This is a genomic window from Lapidilactobacillus gannanensis, assembly GCF_003946675.1.
GTDB lineage: Bacteria > Bacillota > Bacilli > Lactobacillales > Lactobacillaceae > Lapidilactobacillus > Lapidilactobacillus gannanensis.
Genome location: NZ_RHOT01000035.1, coordinates 1 through 23,360 on the forward strand (window position 1 = coordinate 1; position 23,360 = coordinate 23,360).

Sequence of the window (23,360 nt, forward strand, 5' to 3'; positions counted from 1 at the left end):
GATGAACGCCCCAAGAAGGTCAATAACCGTCATGAGTTTGGACATTTTGAAATTGATACCGTTGTTGGTGAGCGTAAAACACGCTTTGAAATAGTCTGCTTGATTGAGGGTAAAGACGCAGATTCAGTATCGTATGCATTGCGAAATATTGTTAATCAATATGGTGATATTATCAAGACCGTGACGGCAGATAATGGTACTGAGTTTACGACCTTAGAGACTGCACTGAATGGCATAGCTGACACTTATTTTGCCCACCCGTACACATCTTCAGAGCGAGGCACTAATGAAGTTCATAATCGGATGCTTCGTCGCTATTTTCCCAAGGGGCAATCACTCGACATTGCCACTCCAAGCCAAGTTCAGATTGCTCAATCGCATCTGAACAACTTGCCTCGGCGAATTTTAAAGTTCAAAACACCAGCCGAAGCTTTTGAAAGAGAAGTCAAGCGTGCTCGCAAGGTTCATACTGCTTAGCTTTCTTGAATTGAAACTCACTGAAACCTTTCCGCCAGCTGCCTTCGCCTGCGCTGGCTAACTTGCACTTGCAATTTGCGAGATTTAAATGATTACGATTTGCTATTAATTGGTGGGCCCGTTTGGAGTGGGGAACCAGCCACGCCGGTTCAGCAATTATTAAAGCAATTGCCTGATAACTATACCGGGACAATTGCCCCATTTTATACTAGTGCTGGTGGGGATCAGCAATACCAGACCAATTTTCAAAAACTGACAACTGCTCACGTCGTCAACGGTTTGGGTCTAAGTTCCAGTAACTTCAGCAATGAAACTGAATTAATAAAAAATTGGTGGCAACAATTAAATTAAGTTAATAAAAAACAGTTGTGTCTTAATCGTCATTGCAAACTTGACCATGACGGACACAACTGCTTTTTAATTACTCGTGTAACTTAACCATGATTACGGGAATCAGTGCCCAAATGATGGCGACGATGATTGTGATGCCGACCGCCTTTCGTGTAAAACTAGCAAAGCGGTCGTCGGGAAAGACCGCGGCAAAGAACAGCGCGACAAATAAAAAGATTAGCGCCAGACCACTAGCATTTTTAAAGATAATTGTGGCGAGGTTCTGACCTTGGATCCAGATGATTTCCAGCGCTAGAAAGATTGCTAAGAATAGCAGACCCAAACTTCCAAAACCTATTTTCCCCTTACTCATTGATCAATGCCTCCAACTCTACGTCCACTTATTGAACTTGTTTCATAAACTTAACGGTGTTTCAAGACTAAGTTCATTATACCTAGAGCAAGTTTGCTTAGCAATGTTGGTTGATGAGCAATGATGAAAACATTAATAAAGATGATAAACCAGAATGACGCCAGTTACCTTTTGAGCACATGCTTCAGCAGTTAAAGTTCGCTTATTTTTGGAAAGAAGGAGACTGCACTTGAATAGCTAGTTTGAAAAAATCGATTTAATGGTCAAACATCCGCTGATCTTGAATCAAATCATGTCGTAAGCTGGGCAAAATCAAGAGGCTAATTAGCAAACCAATCCCACCAGTTAATGCCAAAATCATCGCACCAGCAGGGAAGTGTTGAAAACAAGCGGTGAAGAATAAGGTACCAATTGGGAAAATCGCTGTGTTGGCAGTCGTCATTGTTGCGGAAACGCGGCCTAACAAATGGCTAGGCACAGTTGTTTGAATCCGCACCTGACTGGTGACGTTTAAAATGGCTAAACTGAATCCTAAGAGGAATAACAAACCACCACCTAAGGCCAGTACTTGGTTCAATGAAGTTGCTTGCTGCAAAACTAACCCTAATAGGCCGAGTAAACTAGTTAGCATGATTACCGGCACAATAATTTGTTGACGTAGTTGTTTTGGTTGATGTTGCCAACTTAAATATAAACTACCAGTTAACATGCCAATGGCATTAAAGGTGTCCAAATAGCCAATAGCCGCGTTACCTAAGTGCAATTGCTTGATCACGATAAAGGGCAGGCCAATATTTAAGGCCGAGAAAATAAAGTTTAAGTAAACCGAAATACTGATTAATTTTAAAATTAAGGGCCGTTGTTTTAAATAAGCCAGGCCAATTTTGAAATTTTGAAATTGCTGAAACCGCTGTGATTGTCGCTGGACATGTTGCCTGTCCGCGCTAATCTGAAACTTCATTGACATTGTTATTATCAAACTAACCATGCTAGCAATCAATTCGCAGAGCAAGAAGGCGTCAAACCCTAACCAGCTATAAAGTGCCACGCCTAAAGTTGGTGAGATAATGGCGGCTAAGGAACTAGCCGAATTATTTAATGAACTTAGTCGTTGAATCTGGTCAGCATTAACTAACTCGTGAATGGCTGAGTTCTGCGCCGTGGTGTAGAGATTCACACAAAGCGCATTAACGATTAGGAAAATACTCACTGGGATTAGTTTCTGCTGATCACTGAATTGATCAATCACAGCGATGAGTAAAGCGAGCGCCAGCAAACGACCTAACATACCGCCAATAATTAATTTTTTATGGGCGCAATGGTTGACTAAATTGCCTACTGGTACCAGAAATAATAGGTCAATCACTGGTGTAATCACCATACTTAAGCCGAAACTAATTGCCGAACCGATAGTGGCTAGCAGCATTAATCCCAAACCGTAAGAAAACATATTGCCACTAATGCCGCTGATTAAACTGCTACTGACCGCTTTGAAAATTTGCACGTTGGTATCACGTTTGTTAATTGTCATGAAAATCAGTCCCTTTGCTAAGATTGATTTCATTCTACTGGCGTGCTAGGCTAATTATTAAAGAAAAATGTCGCATATTTGCAAGGTTGGGTTGAAATGTTAAAAATTGGACCACAAGTTAAAGCGATTCGCACCATCAAGGGATTAACTCAAAAAGAAGTTTATCAAGGCGTGGTGTCACCCTCGTTTGCGATTCGCTTCGAACAAGGACGCAACGATATGAAAGCCACTAGTTTTTTGATGGTGTTGGCGAATTTAGGAGTCAGTCCTGATGAATTCCAATATTTGTTACAGGGTCATCAGGTCTCGGAGTTAAAGGCGGCGCGTTTGCAAATTGATACTTGGTATGGCGAACACAATTTTGAAGCTCTTAGCCAGTGGATTGCTACAAATCAAGAGGCCACCAATCCGCAAATGAAGACCTTAGTGGCCTTGGCTGAAATTTTATTAATTAGTTATGATCGATTTATTGGTGCACCCACGGCAGATATGCAAGCAATGTGGCAGCAATTAAATCAAACCAAAACTTGGACCTTGCAGGAAATAAGATTGGCCCGTTACTTAATTCCTGCCTTGCGCGTCTTGACGTCGGATCCGACTGCGTTGGCCAAATTACGTCAGAAAATGATTGCCAATTGTCAAATCTATCTGGTAAAGAATGGCGATCCTTTTCAAATTAAAAATGAATTAGTTGACTTCAATTCAATGTTGTTTCAGGAGTATTTGAATCGCCATGATTATCAGGCAGCGGCGCAACTGCAACCCGCGTTCACTCTGGTTGAAAACGTCGGCCTCAGTTGGGATACTTTGATTTCACAGCGCTTTTGGCTAGCAATTTGGCAATTGTATTTTGGTGATTTTGCTGACGGTGTAGCTGCTGTTAACAAAATTAAGCAATTACAACAATTATTTCCCCAGCGACCAGATCGGAATTTAGAGGCGATTTATCACTATCGCGAACCAGATGCTCGCCGTTATCGGCAAGCAGTTCAAATGGACTAACCGATATAATTGACCGATGTTATTTAGTAGGCATGAAGATTGAATGATATGTCAGAGACAGTAGGATGAAGTAAATGAAAAATCCCGTTGGCGCTTTTAATGTCAGCGGGATTTTTCAAAAGTTGTTATCGTTCAAGTGTTTTTGGTCAGAATCTTTACTGCAAATTCAACAAGCTTTGCGGTAAATTAATCCCGGCTGCTTTCAGTGCTGGCAAATATTTACCGATTAATAAACGTTGCATGGGGATATCCATGCCTTGACTGGCGGTGATTTGAATTTGATAAACCAAGTCACCGTTGGCTAAGAGATTAGCGCCTAATAATTGTGGTTCAGTTAGTAAGTCTTTCGTTTCTTTGAAAACATCTTGGTTGATCGGTGTTAAAATTGTTTCAAGTTTTTTCAAATCCGTTGTGGGGTCCAGTCGTAAGTTGATCACTTGTTGGCGTTGACCTCGAGAGAAATTTGAGACAATGGTGATGTTACGATTAGGGATGAAGTGTAACGTGCCATCAAAGCTACGAATTTGGGTGGTACGAATCCCAACCGCACTAACTGTTCCCGTGATGTCGCCGATTTGGACGTAATCTGCCACTTGAAATTGTTGTTCGAATAGAATAAAGAAACCAGTGACAACATCATTGACAAAACCCTGAGCACCAAGGCCAATTGCCAAACTAACAATTCCCGCACTAGCAACTAAGGTGCCCACAGGAATGCCAAATAGGCTCAAAATGGTATAGATGTAGAAAATCATTAAGGTGTACCGTAAAATGTTTTTAAGTAACGACTTTAAGGTATCACTGCGATTATTTGAGGTTTGTTCGAGGTGGGCGTAATGATCCATACCCTTATTGATCAATTTCTGTCCGAAGAAATTTAGAAAATAAAATAGGAGTGAAATCAAGACGAGTTGAATCACGCGTGTTAAAATAGTTGTTCCTAACTGACTCCAGTCGAACTTTTCGAAAAGATTTAATTTCATATTGGTAAAACTCCTTACTAAATGTGGTGTTTAATCTGGCTGTGAAATGAGTGTAAAACAGAATGGCGTCTGACTCTGTTCCGGGCTGCTTGGCGTGGAACGCGGCCGGCATTGATTTGAGCTTTTTGCTACGCAACAATCTCAAATACAAGCCTTATCGTAAGTGCTAAGGCACTAAACGTGTTCAAAGCAGCAAACGGCTATGATTAACTGAAATAATCACTCGATCTGGTTGCACCAGCTCAAGCAATTATTTGCAGTTACTCTACGCCGAAAGCCCGCTGCCCCTCGCACTCTAACGATAATTTGGCGGCTGACGCCAAGATTCCTCCACGCCGTCTGAAGTTGATTTGGTTTGCTTTATTTTTGATTGTAATCAATGGGGGATTAGCGGAATTTCATCAACTGTTTATTTCTCCCACGGCCTGAGATATTTTCGGCTAATAGCTCCATTCTACCAAATTAAGCGGCATTTTTTTAGCTTTAAAAAAATGAAAAGCGATTTCATGTTTTTTCAATTGCCCCCTTGGTTTATTGGTGTTATGCTAATGCTATATAAGTTTTTACTCTAGAGGAGGCCATTATGTCAGGTGGAGAAATTGCAGGCTTAATTGCTGCAGGTGCACTTTTGATCCTAGTCATCTTTATTTCGATTTTCTTAACTCGATTAAGTAAAGTGACAAAGAATATTGAAAAAACGGTTGCTAATTTGGATACTTCTATGCAGTCGGTGACAAAAGACGTGAATGTTTTGTCAGGTGAAGTTGAGGGCCTGTTGGTCAAGAGCAATACTTTGATGAACGACGTCAACGGTAAGATGGCAACTTTGGATCCGGTCTTCCAAGCAATGGGTGACTTAGGCGAATCCGTTTCTGATCTGAATGCTTCATCGCGTGATTTAGCAGAGCGCATCACCAACGCTGGTGGCACTGTTGCCAAAGCACGTTTAGGTAAACGGATGTTAACTTCTATTTTTTCGCGGAACAACGATTAATTTATTGAAGGAGATTATCACATGGCAAAAAAAGGACACTTTCTATTAGGTTTAATTATTGGTAGTGCGGCGGCCGTTAGCGCTTCAATGTTGTTAACCCCAGAAACGGCAGCAGATTTAAAGAAAAAAGTTGCTGATAAATGCGACGACTTCAAGGAACGGGCAATGGATCTATACCAAGTTGCTGATGAAACAACAGCCAGCTGGCGTGAAGATGCTGCCGCTAAAGTGGAACAAGTTTTAAATGATCATGAAGGCTTACAATCAGCTGTATCAACTTCAAGCGAGAAATTAGCCCAATTACGGGATAATTTCCAAGGAACGACTGATCAATTGAAGTCACAGTTTGGCGATGCTAGCCAACAGTTAAAGAGTAGTTTTGAAGAAACAAAAGATAGTTTTACCGAAGATAATGATGATTTTGATGATATCGTTTTGGATAGTCCATCCGCTTTTCAAGAAGCAAAAGATGATGAGCCAGTTGATGAAGCAGCTGCTACTGATGAAAATAATGATCAAGATACTGCTAAACCAACAAACGAATCAGCAACTGAATCAACTGCAGTTAATGCTGAACCAGAAGCAGCCAAACCTGCTGAACCTGTTGAAAAGACTGATGATAAATTCAGCTTTGATGACAGTGATCCTAAATTGGGAGCAACACCTTCCGACAAGTAATTTTGAAATAAATGAGCTTCATTCGTATCATTGCGAATGGAGTTTTTTAGTACATAGAATTGAAAGTAGGGATAGTGTGATGACTGAAATTCGACCCTATCAAGGCGAAACAGCGTTATTAATTCGGGCCTTCGTCCAAATGAATTTAGATGATAATGCGGTATTAACTTCATGGCCTCAGGTTGAAGGCTATTTTAAGCGGCAGCAATTGTCTACGAATTGGCAAATAGATGTGCGACAACGTTTTGATGAATTTCAAAAGAAAATTGAGAAAACTGGCTTTCCGGAATTGTATGGACTTTGGGATGATCAGACTTTAATTGGTTATGCCTATCGCCCAGCCGCTGATCATTTTCAAACCAACGATTACTTACCAGATGCGTTACAACAAAAGCTCAGAACAATGTTTTTGGAATGAAGTTGGTAAAGCAGAATGGCGTCTGACTCTGTTCCAGGCTGCTTGGCGTGGAACGCGGCCGACATTGATCTGAGCCAATTACAAACCAAATTGTCTCAGATACAAGTCTTATCGTAAGTGCTTAAGACGATTGTAGTGGGATAGATCAACTTGATTTAAATTGTTGTCACAACTGAATAATAGTATTCAAAAAGCCCGTTTGACATTCCTCTGGTTTAAATTATCCAGAAAGCTTGTCAAACAGGCTTTATTAGTTTATCTCAAATCTGTTTTTTCAAATAGGAGTAATCAGTTCTGTTAGTTTATTCAGGTGGGGGCTGGGTGATTGGCGTCAGCTGTGAAATTATTCTTAGCGATTTATCGCTTAGAATAAGCCTCGTATTTGAAACAATTTGGTTTGTAATTGATTCAAATCGATGGCCACAGCGTTCCACGCCACTACAATCGCCCAGCCCCACCTTCAACAATTGGGGAAGACTTGGCACAATTGTTAAACTAATGAATCGGAATATGATTCAACTCTTTGGAGGTATGGGTGAAAGCTTCACTACCATTTTCAGTAACATGAACACAGTCTTCAATTCTAACACCAGCAAATCCAGGAATGTAAATCCCTGGTTCAATTGAGAAACACATACCTGGTTGTAGAACTAAATCATTGCCAGCCATGATTGATGGAAATTCATGAGTTGAAGTCCCAATCCCATGACCTAAGCGATGAATGAAATACTGCCCATATCCGGCTTTATCAATAATATCACGAGCAATTTTGTCTAATTCGGCGGCCGTCAGACCAGGTTTAACGGCATCTTGTGCTGTCAGTTGTGCTTCCAAACAGACGTCATAGATTTCACGTTGTTTTTCGTTTAATTGACCAAAAGCCACCGTTCGGCTGGCATCACTCATGTAGCCTAGATGATCGGTACCTAAGTCGAATAAAATTAATTCACCGGGCTTAAGTGGATTTTTTTCAGGGCCACCATGAGGATTGGCTGCGTTGGCACCAGCTTGAACAATGGTATCAAAGCTCATTTTCATGATACCTTGTTTCATTAAACCGTATTCAATTTCGGCGACAACTTCTTCTTCAGTTCGCCCTTCCTGAATAGCATTGAAACCAATTGAAAAGGCTAGATCAGCTTCTTCACCGGCTTCTTCCATGATTTTAATTTCTTCTGGTGTTTTGAAAAGCTTAAGGTGTTCCACGAAACGAGAAACATTGCCTGGAAATTCAGCATTAGGAAATTCTTGACGAACGGCATCATAATGTTGAACGGAAAGACTGTCCTTCTCAAGGCCCCAATTTTTAAAGTGGCTAGTTCGTGCCTTGATGTGATCTGCAATTAATGCAAAAGGTTGTTCATGGTCAAGATAGCCGTAAATATCGCCATTCCAGCCAGCTTTTTTAGCTGAATTAACTTCCAGCTCAGGCGCGAATAAGAAAGGTGCAGCATCAGCGAAAACAAATAAACCGAGGATTCGCTCATGGGGATCAGAAATGAAGTTGGTGAAGTAGGCAACGCTGCCGGGATCACTAATATAAACCAAATCTAACTGTTGTTCTTGGATCCATTGTTGCAGTGACTCAAGTTTTGTCATGGTCATGATAGGGCTTCCTTTCATACTATACTGATAATGCTAGTATAACATAATTAGCCAAAGCACAAATGAAAAAGAAATCTGAAAGTGAATAGGGTGAAAACGATTCATTTTCATTATGATTATGTAAAAACGCTTGCATTTCCATTAGGCTAGTGCTAAAGTGAAAAATGGAAATATGAAAATGACAAGGAGATACTTTAAATGGAAAAACAAACAATTACGATTTATGATGTCGCGCGTGAAGCAAATGTCTCCATGGCAACTGTTTCGCGGGTTGTAAATGGCAACCCTAACGTTCGTCCAGATACACGGGAAAAGGTTTTGAAGGTAATTGAAAAATTAGATTATCGGCCTAATGCTGTTGCTCGTGGATTGGCCAGTCATCGGACAACCACTGTTGGTGTGTTGATTCCTGATTTAACTAATATTTTTTATGCATCCTTAGCTCGCGGGATCGATGATGTTGCAACAATGTATAAATACAACATCATTTTAGCTAGTGCTGATGCGGCTAAAGGCAAGGTCAACACGGTTTTGGAAAGTATTCTGGCTAAGCAAGTTGATGGTTTGATTTTCATGGGTCAGAACTTGCAAGATTCTACTCGCAAGGAATTGGAGCGAAGCAAAACACCAGTTGTCTTATCAGGTACAGTTGATCCACTGAACAAGTTGGGCAGTGTGAATATTGATTACGTCGCTGCTATTCGTGAAGCCACGCAGCGTTTGATTTCAACCGGTAATGAACATGTTGCTTTTGTGACTGGTGCTTTAGATGATCCAATTAATGGCCAATTCCGTTTGAAGGGCTATCAAGAAGCTTTGGCTGATGCTAAAATTCCTTATGATGAAAGTTTGGTTTTTGAAACTGAATATAGTTACCGTGCTGGTGAAGCAATCTGGGATGCAGTTAAGCGTTCTGGTGCTACCGCTGCGGTCATTACTGATGATGAATTGGCTGTTGGTTTCTTAAATGGTGCCAATGATTCTCATGTTCGGATTCCTGAAGATTTCGAAATTATTACTAGCAACAACACAATGCTCACTGAAATCGTTCGGCCTAAATTGACTTCGATTGCGCAACCGCTTTATGATATTGGCGCGGTGGCAATGCGTTTGTTAACTAAGATGATGAATAAGGAAGAAATCGAGCAGAAGACGGTCTTACTGCCACATAGTATCATTACTCGTAACTCAACTAAATAAGCCAGTAAAAAAAGATTCGGACAACAATCACGTCGATTGTTGTCTGAATCTTTTTTATTATTTGAATTAATTTGTTACTGGCTGATTATTAGTTGCTTGATCACCATTGGTATCTTTGCCACCAGTATTACCTTGATCAGTGGTGGTACCAGGTTTACCCGTATTATTGGTATCTTGATTATTGTTCTCTTCAGTTCCCGTATCAGGATTGCTGCCTGTCCCACCAGTGGTCGTGTTACTGTCAGTAGCATTGTTACCACTATCAGTATTTTGACCGCTTGAGTTGTTAACGTCTTTGTTGGTTGTGGCTTCGCTATTAGTGTTAGTACCACTGTCAGCACTATTATCAGTGGTTGTCGTCGTCCGCTTGATAACGTCGCCATTGTCATCAACGTTCTGAACGACACCATAATCATTACTCTTGCCCTGATAATGATCCCAGAACAACTTGTAATTTTCATCAGTTCCGCCAATCGCAAAGTTGGCTGAAGCTTTGGCTGGCGTTGCACCATCATTGAACCAGGCATTCGTCTTGGCACCAGTCAAGTTAATTTTACTTCCGCCGTAACTAATTGAACCTGCTTCAGTGCCAGTACTTGTTAATACTTGATGCTGTTCAGCACCTGCAGGTTTAACAGGGGTTTGTTCTAGCTTGAAGAGGTCAGGCTGGGTTTGGTAGAGTGCATTGGCCATTTTCGCCCAGTAAGTCATATTGGTATTACTGGAAGCGCTAGTCAGATTATGGGAATTACCATAGAAGTTATCATAACCCATCCAAGTGGCTAAAGTAACGCCTGGTGTTGACCCAACAAACCAAATGTCACGATAATCGTTTGAAGTCCCAGTTTTTCCGTAAACATTGCTAGTATTGAAATTCAATTGCCAAGCAAGCTGTGTCCCAGTACCAGTAGAAATAACACTCTTCATCATTTGCTGCATGATATAGGAAGTTGATTTACTGAAAACTTTAGTCTTCTTTGATTTATGGCGATAAATCACACTGCCATTTGGTGCGGTAATTTTTGAAATCACATAAGGATTAACATGCTCACCACCATTTGCAAAAGTTGCAAAGGCACTGGCATTTTGTTCAACGCTGATCCCACGGTCGGTCCCACCTAAGGCAATTCCTAGTTGAGAGTACTCACTATTGGTTAAGTTGATTCCCATCTTACTCATGTAACTGCTAACGTCGACTTTGGTCTCATTCTTAAGATGGTTATAAAGATTAACCGCAGGTAAGTTATAAGACCAAGCCAATGCTTCAGTAGCAGGAACAAAGCGATTTTCAATTGACTTATTATAATCAGTTGGTTTATAGCCGTTAAAATTATGCGCGAAGTCAGCAATCATTGTTTGACTATTGATCACTTTATTTTCAACAGCGGGGCCATAAGCAATCAGTGGTTTGATTGATGAACCTGGTGAACGCTGGGTATCAAAAGCATGATTGATTTGGTTGTCAGTAAAATCACGACCACCAACGAAAGCCAGAACCGCACCAGTTTCATTATCCAATAGTACACTACCTGTCTGAGCTTTTTCAGTAATCGTCACATTCTTGTTGAGATTATCGTCAAAAGCTGTTTCAGTGTAATCGGAACCAAAAGTAGTACCTTGAGTCGCTGTCACGTCTTGTAGTTCATCGTACAGCTTTTTGTTAATGGTGCTATCAATCCGATAGCCCTTTTGTTTCAACAATTCATCAGCCTGATCGTAATATTGCGCGTAGAGTTTCGCGTCTTGCTTAACGGTTGCAACTTTACGGCCATTCTGTTCGATTAATTGATCAATTAAAATGTTTCGGGCCTGACCTAGCAGCAGGTTATACATATAACCCTCAGTGGTTGAACTGCTGGCAGTTGTTGGTGCCTGAAATTGTTGGCGTAGATCAACTTTTTTGGCATCATTATATTGCTTTTTAGTAATGTCACCATGACGATACATCCGAAAGAGAACCACATCTTTACGTTTCATGCTGTAAGTCAGGTCTTTCTTGACTGTACCATCTTGTTGATAAGGCGTGTAAATTGAAGGACTTTGTGGTAAACCGGCAATGAAAGCAGCTTGGGGCAGCGTTAAATTCTTGGCAGTGGTGCCAAACAATCCCTGTGCTGCTGTTTCCACGCCAGCAATATTTTGGCCAGCATTATTACGACCCAAAGTAGCCACGTTTAAGTAAGATTCAATAATTTGCTGTTTCGAGAAATACTTATCGATTCGCAGCGCTAACATCACCTCCGTCGCCTTTCGACGCCAAGTCGTTTCTGAGGATAATAACTGCATTTTTACTAATTGTTGTGTCAAAGTTGATCCACCAGTTTGGGCACCCATACCAGTTACGTCTGACAAAACAGCGCGAATCAATGATTTAGGGACAACACCACGATGTTCGTAGAAATCATCATCTTCAGTTGCAACAACCGCCTTGATCAAGTAAGGCGAAATATCGTTGTAAGACGTTTTAGTCCGGATCAAATCACTTTTAACATCAGCTAATTTCACTTTTTGGGCAAAATAAAGGCTAGATGATTGATTAACGTTTTCAATTTGTCGCTTCATACTGGCATAAGTTGGAATTGATTCATGGCTCATGATGCCACCGAAGTATCCCAATAATAGGCCGAAAGCTAAGGCTCCAACAACTAGCAGTCCAGAAAAAAGATAGATAGCTAAGGAACGAATCGTTTGGATAAACACATTGACTTTAAATTGCCATGTGGTTTTCGTTTGAGCTTGCCCGCGATTACGCGTTAGTCGGCGACCAAGATTCTGGAAGAAAGCTGCCAGTCGCTGGCCCAACTGTTGCAAGTTTTTAAGAAATGCTTGCCACCATTTTTGAGGCTTATTCAAGAGGAGCGCCACCTTTTTTTATAGTTACTCTTTGAAATTATATAACATTTCGGCTGTTGAATGGTAAGAAACCGGTAAACTGTCATTAGAATGTCATCTTATCGCGTGTCAAGTGCGACTGAAATAGCGAATAATAACGATTGACTTTGGAGATGATTCTTTCCGAACGTGGGGCAAGAATTGATTAAGTCGCTCTCCAGTCTGGCAATGGCAGGAGCCTAAGCAGCAAGTCTCCGGCATCGCAGTGTGATTTAGATTGTCTTTTCCAGCAGAATCAATTAAACTAGGCATTGAGGAGTGATCGCCATGGTTCATTTATCTGCGGCTGATTATTGGCGCCGTTTTCAAGAAAAAAACTCAGGTCTAAGTGACCAATTCCAAGCTTGGTCGTTTGGTGATAGTCCCCAACAAGCTGATGAACTGTTGGCGCTAGTTCTCAGTGGTAAAAAGGTTGGAACGGCCTCGTTGTACCAATTATATCGTTGGACAAATGAGCCGCTACCCCAAGTTGGCGATTACAGTATTATTTTAGACGGCGCACAGCAGCCACGTTGTATTATTCAAACCACTAAAATTGATGTGGTCCCATTCGCTGACGTCACTGCGGCGCATGCTGCTGCGGAAGGTGAGGGTGATCTTAGTTTAGATTATTGGCGTGAAGTGCATTGGCAGTTCTTTAGTCATGAATCTGCGGCTGCGCGCTATCAGTTTAATGAGCAAGATTTAGTTGTGTGTGAACTGTTTAAAGTAGTACCAGGTTCAGTTGCACTGGCGCAGACAGACTAAAATTAGCATAATCAGTCTGTCGGCATTGAGTCCTGTTTTAAACAGCTGACTGCTCGCAGTTAAAGAAAGTTAATAGTCCGCTTCAAAAATAGTCTGGGTCATCAGTCTATTCTCCAAATTTAATACGAACTTTCGTTACTGGAACGTGTTCTCAAAGGGCAATCGTTTCCGCTTAACGCAAAAATACCGAACATTCATTAGAATGCTCGGTATTTTACGTTAATGCTCACCGATTAACCGCCCTTTGTCACACTTTTTATTGTCAGCTGATTAAAAATGTGGTTGGCAGTTATTTAGCTAGCTCATACAGTGCTTCAGCATAAATGGCAGTCGCCTTGATAATGTCTGCAACAGGCATATATTCATTAGCCTGGTGCATCACATTAGGCTGTCCAGGGAACTGAGCGCCAAAAGCGACACCGCGTTTCAAGATACGACCATAAGTACCGCCACCGATAATTTGCTCCTGTCCCTGATGACCAGTTTGATGTTCATAAACTTTTAATAAAGTTTGAACTAAAGGATCACTGGCTGGGACATAATGAGGTTGTTGTGCGTGACCAAAAATCTCACTTTGAATGTTATTTCCGAACTTGGCGAGTGTTGTTTGAATTTGTTGATTGATAGTAGTTGCGGATGTTCCTTGGGGATAACGAATGTTAATAATCACACTGTTATTTTCACCAGCTTGATAATTGAAAATGTCTGGACTGGCAGTTAAGTCACCCATTAGTTGATCGTGATAAGCAACGCCTAATTGACGGCCGCGCGAGTCTAGATGCATGACTTCGGCAATTGCTTGGACGTATTGTTGTCCCGCTTGATCTAAGCTGAGTTGACTTAGAAATAACGCCAAATACGTGCCTGCGTTAACACCTGCATCAGGTTCTAAAGCGTGAGCACCTTTACCAGTCAAGGATAAAATCAAGCCTTGATCTTCCAACTGAGCATCCGCAATTAATTCATTTTCAGCTGCAAAATCTGTAAATTGGTCGCTAAGATTATCCAGATTATGGCCGGCTAAAACAGCCTGAGCATTTTGAGGGACCATATTTTCGCGGATACCACTTGTAAAGCTGCGTAATTGCACTGAACCGGTGATTGGCAATGCATTTTTAAAGGTTACTTTGAAAGAAGCAATTCCTTTTTCACCATTAATAATGGGAAATTCAGCATCTGGTGAAAAGCCAAAATCAGGGGCTGGTTCAACCTCTAAATAACGATTGATGCCAAACCATTCACTTTCTTCATCGGTTCCGAGAATGTAATGGATTTTCTTACTCAAGGGTAAGTTCAGATCCTTGACTATTTTTAGCGCGTAGTAGGCAGCCATTGCTGGTCCCTTGTCATCAGCACTACCACGGGCATATAAACGGCCATCCTTAACAACTGGCTTAAAAGGATCGGTGTGCCAGCCATCACCAGCAGGCACAACATCTAAATGACCAAAAACACCTAAAGTTTCAGTGCCAACACCATATTCGATCCGGCCAGCAACATTGTCGACATTCTTAGTTGAAAAACCATCGCGATCAGCCAAATCTAACATTGTTGTTAATGCTTCAGCTGGGCCTGGTCCTAGTGGAAATTCCGCCGTTGCTTTTTCAGTATCACGAACGCTGGGAATTGTGAGTAACATTTCTAAATCACGAAACAAATCGTCTTGATATTTTTTTGCTTCGGCTAACCAGTCAATCATTTAAAAACCTCTTCTCTACATAGTTAATGGGACTAAATTAATTATATTATAGCCGATGAGTGGCAATTTAGGCTACTACTTCACCATAACTGGGTTTGCCAAGTTTGCGGCTGTGTGATTATAGCCGCCTGTTCAAAAGCACTAGTGGTTTGAGTTGTGGCTTGCCAGGGGTGGAATAACGTTTGCAAGTTAGGCAATGCTTGACGGTGTTTTGTAGGAATTGCTAAGTAGTGGGACCAAGCACTTGCCTGTGGTTGGAAGTTAACCAACACTTGCTTAGCACTTAACCAATGACCAGCCACTTCAAACCAAGTTGCCAGTCCGTTAATTTGCACAGCCTGTACTTGATAATTCTGGCCAACTTGTAAATGTTGGTTAATTGGTTGTGGCGCTAGTGGCCGGTCATATAGTTGGGTATATTCGCGCCGATTGTCGATTGGTGTGACAGTTAATCCTAGATATGGTAAAGCAGTTTGTAAGTCGTTGGTATGATTGAAACCTGCCGCTGAGATAAAACGATTCGTACCAATTTGATAAAAAGGCTCGCCGTGTTTAATCACTAAATTACTAACTTCAAAGGGATGCAACGGTTTCACTGGCTGGCGAACTAAATCGAGATTATACGGATTTTCGTAACTTTCTTCTGCGTCCAAACTGACTAAGACACCGGGAAAGTCGACTGCTTTAATATCAGCGGTGGCCTTTTGTTCACGATATTCATTTCCTGTTTGGGGGTAATTAGTGACCACGCCGTCAATCGGCAAATTAACGAGCCAATTCCATTGTTTTGCATTTTCACTCATTTCATCCCAAACATAAACTTGCTGATGGAGGTCATGTAATTGTTTAATTAAATTAGCGTTGACAAGATTTGAAGAAATATTAACACCAGTAGTCGTTTGGAAAACTTCAAAATTCAAGCGTTTAAGTGAACCAGCAATGAAAATTCGTGGGGAATTTGGCAGTTCTTCTTTGAGATTTTGCAGACTTTTCAGTGAAAAAGAATGAAACATGACCCGATTTTCCATCTGATACTTGGTGACACTAGCCTTGATCAAGGCCTCCATGTTTTGCGGGTTACCTTTTTTGGTTTTCTTAGTTTCAATCAAGAATTTCGTATTGGGCCGATTTTGATAGTAGGCGAATAAGTCATCCAGGGAGTGCATTGGTTCGCCATTAGATTGGGTAAAAGTCTTAATTTGAGCCCAAGGTGTCTGCGAAACAATTGCATTGTGGCCAGTCACACGTTCTAAATTACGGTCGTGGGAAATTACTAAAACATTATCTTGGGAGACATGTAAATCCAGTTCAACATAGTCAGCGCCACTTTTAAAGGCAGAATTGAAACTGGCAAAGGTTTCTTCAGGCGCACGTAGCGGATCGCCGCGATGGCCAACGACAGTAAACGCACTGCTAAGTAACCATAAACAAAAAATAATTAAAAGGAACGGTAATTTTCGTATCAAACAAGTAACCAACTTTCTAAAAAACAATTAATTAATTTATAACGCAGAAAAATGATTCCGACAAGGTCGGTTATTAGATAATATGAACTTAGCTGGTTATCTGTTCATTGTTAGTGATTAATCAACCTTTGACCAGCAAACGGACAACCAACTTATCTAGAAAACATGTTACACTATAGAGGAGCTTGGAGGAATTCTGATGGCAGAAAAATATCAAAATCTTGATTTAATTGAGCAAATTACGCGTAATGATGGTTCAAAATATTATGAAATTGCCAATATTTTCATGAATGGTCGTGCTGAATTAGCAGTTGTCCGCGGTTTTTTGAAAGAAGTGCGAATTTTACAATTAAATATTCCTCATTCGACGGCCGTTAATACTTATGAAACTTACATTAATGACCATTATCAGATGCCGGCCGAAGATTTCACTGAGTGGGTTGAATGGCAGAAGCCTGCTGGAAAAATTGCTGATGCCGTTAAAGAAATTTTGCGGGCTAATCATATCGGCTAGCTTTGGCGGGCAAACTTGTCGCTATTAGCAGGTAGGTCTATTATAACCGTGATGACTGTCGAACCCAAATGGTCTAGTCAGCACACTTTTAAGCATGAGGTTAAGAAATAACCATGGAAAAAATAACGATATTACATACCAATGACTTTCATTCACATCTTGAAAATTGGCCGCGTTTACGACGTTATGTCCTAGCACAGCAATCATTGGCACAAGCGTCTGCTGGTCAGGCACTGACTTTTGATCTTGGCGATGCCATGGATCGCGTTCATCTCTTAACAGAGGCAACGAATGGTCAGTTTAATGTTGAATTGTTAAATCAGCTGCATTATGATGCCGCAACAATTGGAAACAATGAAGGAATTGGTAATGCTAAAGCGCAACTTTTGAAATTATACCAAGCCGCCAATTTTCCAGTGGTGTTGGGTAATTTATCTGATCCGACAACTGGTCATTTAGCAGCGTTTGCTAAACCGTGGCTAATTATAACGACAGATCAAGGCACGCACATTGGTGTACTGGGGCTGACGGCAGCTTTTCCAGCAACATATCAACCACTTGGTTGGGAGATCAAACGAGCGACTGACGTTTTACCAGCGCTACTTGCTGAATTAGCGCCACAGGTTGATTTTGTTGTGTTGTTATCCCATCTAGGATTGCCAATTGATCGCTTTCTAGCTAAAAAATTTCCGCAAATTGCCATTATTATTGGTGCCCATACGCGCCACTTATTGCCAACTGGTGAGCAGCAAGGAGCCACCTTGTTGGCGGCGGCTGGTAAATTTGGTCAGTATGTTGGCAAGATTTCATTGACGATTGACGAAAATCATCATTTAAGGAATGCTAGCGCAACTGTTCAAGCAACCAACGAGTTACCTGTTTTAGCCACTGATGCTGCCGAGATTGCTGGCTATCAACAACAAGGCCAGCAACTTTTAAACGCACAAAAGCTGGCCAAGCTGCCGCAAAGTCTAACCGTCAGTGCCCATGGTGAACATGCCGCAATAAAAGTTTGCTTAGCGGCAATTCAGCAAGTTGCGCAAGCGGACTGTGCTATTTTGAACAGTGGTTTGTTTCTTAAGGATTTGCCACAGGGTATCGTGACAGCTAACGATTTGCATCAACAATTGCCTCATCCCATGCATGTTATTGCAGTTCAGCTTAGTGGGGCTGATTTATGGCGTCTGGCCATGGAAATTGAGAAAAATCGTCATTTTGTCCAAAACTTTCCGCTGAAGGGAATGAGCTTTCGCGGTAAAATATATGGTGAATTAGTTTTACGTGATTGGCGGATCGATCCGGTTACCCAACAAGTTTGGGTGCAGCACCAGTTGATTGAACCACACCAAAATTATACTTTAGCAACTGTTGATAATTTCATGTTTATTCCGTTTTTCCCAACAGTTGCCATCAAAGGCCAAGTTAAATTGTTAATGCCGGATTTCTTACGAAATATCTTTGGCCAGTATTTACAACAACATTATCCCTTGTTAAAGGAGTCTTAATTTGAATGCAGAAATGACTAGTGTGGGTCCAGTAGCACCAGTGATTTACCCACATATTTATAACGTAAAGCATGATGATGATCCTGATTATCGCGGCACCGCTGTGAAACAAATCGCGGTTGATAAAATTATGGTTAATAATCATACTTATCAGCTGGTTTATGATTATCGTGACGGGTTTGATCCGGAGCGATTTGGCCAACGATTTGAAACAATTCTCAACAAGTACGATTATATTGTTGGTGATTGGGGCTTTGAACAGTTGCGTTTGCGTGGCTTTTATAAGGAGCATAATCGGACTGCCAATCGTGACCAAATTATTACCACTTTAGATGATTACATTATGGAATTCTGTAATTTCGGCTGTGCTTTTTTTGTGTTGCAACGTGAAGGTGGGCCAGCTAAAAACACGAATAAACGGCATAATCCCGATGTTAACCAAAATAACCGCGAAAATCGGCATCGGAATCATCATAGCAATAATAAAAGTAACAATGAACATAACCAACATCGTGAAACCAAGGCTGCCACAACGAGTCAGCCAACGACGACGCAGCGGCAGTCACAAAAGACACCAACGGTTCGGGACAGTCCTAATGCAACGCGGCCGAGACGTCGGAATAATCGGCGCAAGTCGAATAGTTCAGCTAGTTCTGCACCTAGCAATACCGCAACACGGCAACACCAATCAACAACTAAACAGCAACAGTTGACTAATCAACGTTCCTCACAGCCGACAGAAGTAAAAACGAATACGACCAAGAAAGCAAAGTCGCATCCATTTCGGATTCGGCATGTGGATGAACACAAGAGCTAGATTTAAACAGCGGGGGACGAATAATTGAAACATTATCAGGCATATTTAATTGATTTAGATGGTACGATTTATCGCGGTAGCGAACGAATTCCGGCCGCGAAACGTTTTGTTGAACGTTTACAACAGCAGGGGATTCCTTTCTTATTTTTGACTAATAACACGACTAAAACGCCAATGGCAGTCACACAGAATTTGGCTGAGAATCATGACATTCATGTGCGCCCGGAACAAGTTTATACACCATCACTGGCAACGGTGAGTTATTTAAAGGCTAAAAATAACGGGAGCGTTAAGGGTAAAACTGTTTATGTCATTGGCGAGATTGGCTTACTGTCAGCAATTCTTGGTGCTGGGATGCAGTTAGCCGAGACCCAACCTGATTATGTTGTGGTTGGACTGGATTATGACGTGACTTATCATAAATTTGAAGTCGCTACATTAGCCGTTCGCGCTGGTTCCACTTTCATTGGTACCAATGCAGACAAAAATCTGCCCAACGAGCGTGGCTTAGTTCCAGGAGCGGGATCGGTTATTTCTTTAGTTGAGCATGCGACTCAGCAACAGGCCACTTATATTGGTAAGCCAGAACCAATTATCGTGCAAGCTGCTTTAAGTGTTTTAAATGCAACTGCTGAGCAAGCAGTGATGGTCGGCGATAATTATGATACCGACATTCGTGCTGGCATCAATGCTCACGTTGATACTCTGTTGGTTTACACTGGTGTCAGCAAGAAGGAAGTAGTTGCGCAAGAAGCAGTGCAACCAACTCATGAAGTTGATTCCTTAGATGACTGGGAGCTATAAAATGAAAAAAGGTAGTTTAGCCGTCCTTAATTGGGTGGCTTTAATTTTCGCTTGTATTAGTTTCACCGCAATCGTCACTATTCTCTTGACCTTACTCATGTATCCTTTAGAGATTCGCGGTCAAAACTTAACCAGCTATGGTCTTAGTGCGGATAAGTTAACTGCTAATTATCGGCAGCTAATGGCCTATTTGAATTTTCCCTGGGTCGCTAAATTGCAGATGAGTGATTTTCCGATCTCAGTCAATGGCGTGGCCCATTTTGCAGATGTTAAGCGATTATTTCTTTGGGCTTGGGGCTTATTAGTGTTGACAGTTCCTTGGGCGCTAGTTTTTCTAAGAAGATTAAGGCAACGGCGTCAGCTTGATTTATTAAAGTATCCCGCTGAAATTGGCGCAATCCTGCCAGTGATAGTGGCCTTAATTGCAAGTCTTAACTTTGACCAATTTTTTATTACGTTCCATCACTTGTTCTTCCGTAATAGTAATTGGTTATTTGATCCTAATACTGATCCCATTATTTTAGTGTTGCCAGAGTCCTTTTTCGGCCATTGCTTTATTTTGGCCTTTGTTATTTTTGAAAGTCTGATGATAACGGGGATTGTGCGGGCCCGTCGTTCTTGGCGATAAATTACTAGTTAACTTAGAAAATCGCGTCAGAACTTCTAGGATTAGCAGAGAGTGACCGATTTTTTCATGCAGAAAAACAGCATCTTGTAAAAGGCGAGTAGCTGGTGCGCATTAACGCCAAAAACGGGTTTGGGACATGAAAGTCTATTCTCCAAGAATAATACGAACTTCGGCTGCTGAAACGTGTTCTCAAAAGACCATCGGTTCCGCCTAGCACAAAAAAATAACGAACAATTCTGCATTTTGCTAGAATTGCTCGTTATTTTTTCGCGTTAATGCTCGCCGACTGACCGCCTTTTGTCACAATTTCTTGGCGTTAAACGGAAGCGGTGGTCTTTTAGGAACACGCTACAGCTGTTAAACTTTGGTTTATTTTGATAACTGGCCTGATGTTGCCACCATTTTTTCGTATTCGTCGTTCACGCTAGTAATGGTTAGACAGTTAGCTGAGCTAATGAGTACTTAGTTGGAGGAATACAAGCTTTTAATGGGCTTGATAAACATCTTCATCATCTTCTAATTCAGGATGAGCGTGAGCTAAGCGGCTAGCAGCGGCAGCAGCTGTTGCACCGACAAGATCATCTAAAAAGGTATGAATAATGCCAGGTTCATGAGCGTTTAATTTTGCCAAAACGCCAGGTTTCACTTTATCAATGTAACCGTAGTTGGTGAAGCCAATTGAGCCATAGACATTGACAATACTAAGCGCCATAATTTCGTCAACACCATAAAGCCCTTCGTCATTAGCTAAAATCGTTTGTAGTGGTTCAGTCAGCGCTTTTTTCTCAGCGAGCATATCTAATTGGATGCCAGTCATGATTGCATTTTGAACTTCACGTTTCTGCAAGACGATTTGCACGTTGCGGGCTGCTTCCTCACGAGTTAATCCGTGAATATAGTCACGTTGTAAGAAAATAACCAAATCAGCAATATCATCAATAGTTACGCCACGTTTAGCTAGTAAACCAACTACATGTTGATATAACATTTCGTGTTTTTCCATCGTGAATCCTCCTAATTTTAATTAAATAAACTTGTACTGTGTAATGGCTGAATTTTTTCCGGATAAATTGTTTGTAAGGCAGTTGTGACCGCAATCGGTGCTTCAGCATAGCCAACAGCGATTAAATCAAGTTTACCAGGATAGGTAACGGCATCGCCCACCGCGTAAACTTTAGGTCGATTGGTTTCCATTTTAGTGTTGACCTTAATTTTGCTGCCAGCCAAATCAAGTTGCCATTGACGCAGTAGACGACTATCAGAAACAAAACCGTAATTAATTAATAGTTTATCAGCCGCGACTACTTGATGATCATCAGTCTTGACTTTTTTTAAGTCGATTTGTAGTTGATCTGCAGCTGGTGTCACTTGATTGAGTAAGTAGGGTGTCATAATTTTGACGGTGGAGTCGCGTAATTTTTGGACACTTGATTCTAAGCCACGAAATTGATCGCGTCGGTGAATAATAGTTACGCTTTGGGCAACATTTTCAAGTGCAAGTGCCCAGTCCACAGCTGAATCACCGCCACCAGCAACCATAACATTCTGGTCAGCAAAATCAGCCAGATTTTTAACAAAATAAGTTACCTGGCCGTTGTCTTCTAGCGCAGGATCATAAACATTGTTAAGTTTGCGAGGGGCAAAAGAACCGGTCCCAATGGCAATAATGACAGCTTTAGCCTGCAATTCACCGTGATTCGTTGTCACTAGCAGGTTTCCATCTGCTTGTTCGATGATATTGTCTACGGTAGTACTCAACTTGATTTCTGGCTGGAACAATTCCAATTGTGCCAGTTGCTGTTGAATTAACTGCTTAGCTTTTATTTTTGGAATACCGCCAATGTCGTAAATCTCTTTTTCAGGAAAGAGAGCATTGGCTTGGCCGCCGACTTGGGGTAAACTTTCGATAATTGCGACGTCGGCATTACGCATACTGGCAAAATAGGCGGTAAATAGTCCTACTGGGCCACCACCGATAATTAAAAGGTCATAAATATGGGTCAAGGCGTGGTCACACTTTCTATTAAGAATTTGCGAAAACTGAAAAATTGACAGCTTGCAAAACAACTTTAGCACAATTTAATGTTAAAATGAACGAAAGATGAATTGTTTACCAATTGTAAAACAACAGCAATTAGTTAAGATACTGAATATTATCCATGCTGGGGTAAATAATTGAGTTATGAAGAGGTGAAATAGATGACATATCGAATTGGTGATATTTTAATTGGTGAGGTAACAGGTGTGCAACCTTATGGGGTATTTGTGTTGTTGGACGGTTTGACACAGGGTTTAGTTCATATTTCTGAATGTACCCATAGTTATGTAACTGATCTCCATCAAGTTGTTCGCTTAGGTGATCGAGTTCGAGTTTTAGTTTTAGATATTGATGAGTATTCTGGTAAGATAAGTCTGTCCATGCGTGCATTGGTCCCAGACCCTTACGTAGGACCATATCGGCGGAAAGTCCATTTTTGGACCAATCATCGTACTGAGACTGGTTTTCAGCCGATTGCTGCAGCCAAAGATCAGTGGCTAGCAACGGCATTACGAGATTTCCCTTAAAAATCAATAAGTATTTTTTGTTTTTTTTCAATTTCTTATTGACGAACCGGGCGTGAGTTGATAAGATAGTTTGTGTTGCAAAACGAGCTGCTAACTTGCTTATCTCGTTGAAAAATGTTTTCAATAAAGTTG

Annotated in this window: 23 protein-coding genes; 14 read left to right on the plus strand and 9 right to left on the minus strand. The window is 41.2% G+C overall.

Annotated elements, in window-relative coordinates; genetic code table 11:
• Nucleotides 1–477 (plus strand): IS30 family transposase (locus tag EKM81_RS08930; RefSeq protein WP_125650905.1); only part of this gene is annotated, 477 nt, incomplete at its 5' end.
• Between the two features lie 75 nt (nucleotides 478–552).
• Nucleotides 553–828, plus strand: coding sequence for a flavodoxin family protein (locus tag EKM81_RS08935; RefSeq protein ID WP_125650907.1), 276 nt, complete (start codon nucleotides 553–555; stop codon nucleotides 826–828).
• A gap of 70 nt (nucleotides 829–898) precedes the next feature.
• On the opposite strand, the gene EKM81_RS08940 is transcribed toward EKM81_RS08935, so the two are convergent.
• Nucleotides 899–1,180 carry a hypothetical protein gene (locus EKM81_RS08940; RefSeq protein ID WP_125650909.1) on the minus strand — a complete coding sequence of 94 codons (282 nt, stop codon included), beginning with the start codon at nucleotides 1,178–1,180 and terminating at the stop codon, nucleotides 899–901.
• Nucleotides 1,181–1,436: 256 nt separating this feature from the next.
• Nucleotides 1,437–2,711 carry an MFS transporter gene (locus EKM81_RS08945; RefSeq protein ID WP_164509276.1) on the minus strand — a complete coding sequence of 425 codons (1,275 nt, stop codon included), beginning with the start codon at nucleotides 2,709–2,711 and terminating at the stop codon, nucleotides 1,437–1,439.
• A gap of 96 nt (nucleotides 2,712–2,807) precedes the next feature.
• On the opposite strand from EKM81_RS08945, the gene EKM81_RS08950 reads away from it, so the two are divergent.
• Nucleotides 2,808–3,713 (plus strand): helix-turn-helix domain-containing protein, encoded by a 906-nt coding sequence (locus EKM81_RS08950; RefSeq protein WP_125650913.1) that lies wholly within the window; start codon nucleotides 2,808–2,810, stop codon nucleotides 3,711–3,713.
• A gap of 155 nt (nucleotides 3,714–3,868) precedes the next feature.
• Here EKM81_RS08950 and EKM81_RS08955 read toward each other — a convergent pair whose 3' ends face one another.
• Nucleotides 3,869–4,696 (minus strand): mechanosensitive ion channel family protein, encoded by an 828-nt coding sequence (locus tag EKM81_RS08955; RefSeq protein ID WP_125650915.1) that lies wholly within the window; start codon nucleotides 4,694–4,696, stop codon nucleotides 3,869–3,871.
• 583 nt (nucleotides 4,697–5,279) lie between these two features.
• Here EKM81_RS08955 and EKM81_RS08960 point away from each other — a divergent pair.
• From EKM81_RS08960 to EKM81_RS08970, 3 genes are all read left to right on the plus strand, one after another.
• A complete protein-coding gene (locus tag EKM81_RS08960) occupies nucleotides 5,280–5,690 on the plus strand; it encodes a DUF948 domain-containing protein (protein WP_125650917.1) in 411 nt (136 codons plus the stop codon).
• 21 nt (nucleotides 5,691–5,711) lie between these two features.
• Nucleotides 5,712–6,368, plus strand: a complete 657-nt coding sequence (locus tag EKM81_RS08965) for a YtxH domain-containing protein (protein WP_125650919.1) — start codon at nucleotides 5,712–5,714, stop codon at nucleotides 6,366–6,368.
• A gap of 79 nt (nucleotides 6,369–6,447) precedes the next feature.
• Nucleotides 6,448–6,786 (plus strand): hypothetical protein, encoded by a 339-nt coding sequence (locus EKM81_RS08970; RefSeq protein ID WP_125650921.1) that lies wholly within the window; start codon nucleotides 6,448–6,450, stop codon nucleotides 6,784–6,786.
• 495 nt (nucleotides 6,787–7,281) lie between these two features.
• Here the strand turns inward: EKM81_RS08970 and EKM81_RS08975 are convergent, their stop codons facing one another.
• Nucleotides 7,282–8,385 carry an aminopeptidase P family protein gene (locus EKM81_RS08975; RefSeq protein WP_125650942.1) on the minus strand — a complete coding sequence of 368 codons (1,104 nt, stop codon included), beginning with the start codon at nucleotides 8,383–8,385 and terminating at the stop codon, nucleotides 7,282–7,284.
• Nucleotides 8,386–8,589: 204 nt separating this feature from the next.
• On the opposite strand from EKM81_RS08975, the gene ccpA reads away from it, so the two are divergent.
• The gene (ccpA, locus tag EKM81_RS08980; RefSeq protein ID WP_125650923.1) at nucleotides 8,590–9,591 is read left to right on the plus strand and encodes a catabolite control protein A; all 1,002 of its coding nucleotides are present in this window, start codon (nucleotides 8,590–8,592) and stop codon (nucleotides 9,589–9,591) included.
• 66 nt (nucleotides 9,592–9,657) lie between these two features.
• Here the strand turns inward: ccpA and EKM81_RS08985 are convergent, their stop codons facing one another.
• On the minus strand, nucleotides 9,658–12,444 hold the full coding sequence (locus EKM81_RS08985) for a transglycosylase domain-containing protein (RefSeq protein ID WP_225420232.1): 2,787 nt from the start codon (nucleotides 12,442–12,444) through the stop codon (nucleotides 9,658–9,660).
• A 306-nt stretch (nucleotides 12,445–12,750) separates the two neighbouring features.
• Here EKM81_RS08985 and EKM81_RS08990 point away from each other — a divergent pair, with 306 nt between their 5' ends.
• Nucleotides 12,751–13,230, plus strand: a complete 480-nt coding sequence (locus EKM81_RS08990) for an ASCH domain-containing protein (RefSeq protein WP_125650925.1) — start codon at nucleotides 12,751–12,753, stop codon at nucleotides 13,228–13,230.
• A 289-nt stretch (nucleotides 13,231–13,519) separates the two neighbouring features.
• Here EKM81_RS08990 and pepV read toward each other — a convergent pair whose 3' ends face one another.
• Nucleotides 13,520–14,929: a dipeptidase PepV gene (gene pepV, locus EKM81_RS08995; RefSeq protein WP_125650927.1), complete on the minus strand. Its 1,410-nt coding sequence runs from the start codon at nucleotides 14,927–14,929 to the stop codon at nucleotides 13,520–13,522.
• An 80-nt stretch (nucleotides 14,930–15,009) separates the two neighbouring features.
• Nucleotides 15,010–16,395 carry a glycerophosphodiester phosphodiesterase gene (locus EKM81_RS09000; protein WP_164509277.1) on the minus strand — a complete coding sequence of 462 codons (1,386 nt, stop codon included), beginning with the start codon at nucleotides 16,393–16,395 and terminating at the stop codon, nucleotides 15,010–15,012.
• Nucleotides 16,396–16,594: 199 nt separating this feature from the next.
• On the opposite strand from EKM81_RS09000, the gene EKM81_RS09005 reads away from it, so the two are divergent.
• From EKM81_RS09005 to EKM81_RS09025, 5 genes are all read left to right on the plus strand, one after another.
• Complete coding sequence (locus EKM81_RS09005) at nucleotides 16,595–16,909, plus strand: hypothetical protein (protein ID WP_125650931.1); 315 nt, start codon at nucleotides 16,595–16,597, stop codon at nucleotides 16,907–16,909.
• Nucleotides 16,910–17,022: 113 nt separating this feature from the next.
• Entirely contained in the window at nucleotides 17,023–18,414 is a 1,392-nt protein-coding gene (locus EKM81_RS09010) for a bifunctional metallophosphatase/5'-nucleotidase (protein WP_125650933.1), read from the plus strand.
• Nucleotide 18,415: 1 nt separating this feature from the next.
• Nucleotides 18,416–19,231: a YutD family protein gene (locus tag EKM81_RS09015; protein ID WP_225420233.1), complete on the plus strand. Its 816-nt coding sequence runs from the start codon at nucleotides 18,416–18,418 to the stop codon at nucleotides 19,229–19,231.
• 24 nt (nucleotides 19,232–19,255) lie between these two features.
• A complete protein-coding gene (locus tag EKM81_RS09020) occupies nucleotides 19,256–20,035 on the plus strand; it encodes a TIGR01457 family HAD-type hydrolase (protein ID WP_125650935.1) in 780 nt (259 codons plus the stop codon).
• A gap of 1 nt (nucleotide 20,036) precedes the next feature.
• Nucleotides 20,037–20,663, plus strand: a complete 627-nt coding sequence (locus tag EKM81_RS09025) for a TIGR01906 family membrane protein (protein ID WP_125650937.1) — start codon at nucleotides 20,037–20,039, stop codon at nucleotides 20,661–20,663.
• Nucleotides 20,664–21,147: 484 nt separating this feature from the next.
• Here the strand turns inward: EKM81_RS09025 and EKM81_RS09030 are convergent, their stop codons facing one another.
• Together EKM81_RS09030 and EKM81_RS09035 are read right to left on the minus strand one after the other, a co-directional pair.
• Entirely contained in the window at nucleotides 21,148–21,666 is a 519-nt protein-coding gene (locus tag EKM81_RS09030) for a phosphatidylglycerophosphatase A family protein (RefSeq protein ID WP_125650938.1), read from the minus strand.
• Nucleotides 21,667–21,683: 17 nt separating this feature from the next.
• Nucleotides 21,684–22,667 carry an NAD(P)/FAD-dependent oxidoreductase gene (locus EKM81_RS09035; RefSeq protein WP_164509278.1) on the minus strand — a complete coding sequence of 328 codons (984 nt, stop codon included), beginning with the start codon at nucleotides 22,665–22,667 and terminating at the stop codon, nucleotides 21,684–21,686.
• Nucleotides 22,668–22,862: 195 nt separating this feature from the next.
• Here EKM81_RS09035 and EKM81_RS09040 point away from each other — a divergent pair, with 195 nt between their 5' ends.
• Nucleotides 22,863–23,228 (plus strand): CvfD/Ygs/GSP13 family RNA-binding post-transcriptional regulator, encoded by a 366-nt coding sequence (locus tag EKM81_RS09040; RefSeq protein WP_125650940.1) that lies wholly within the window; start codon nucleotides 22,863–22,865, stop codon nucleotides 23,226–23,228.
• Nucleotides 23,229–23,360: the final 132 nt, after the last annotated feature.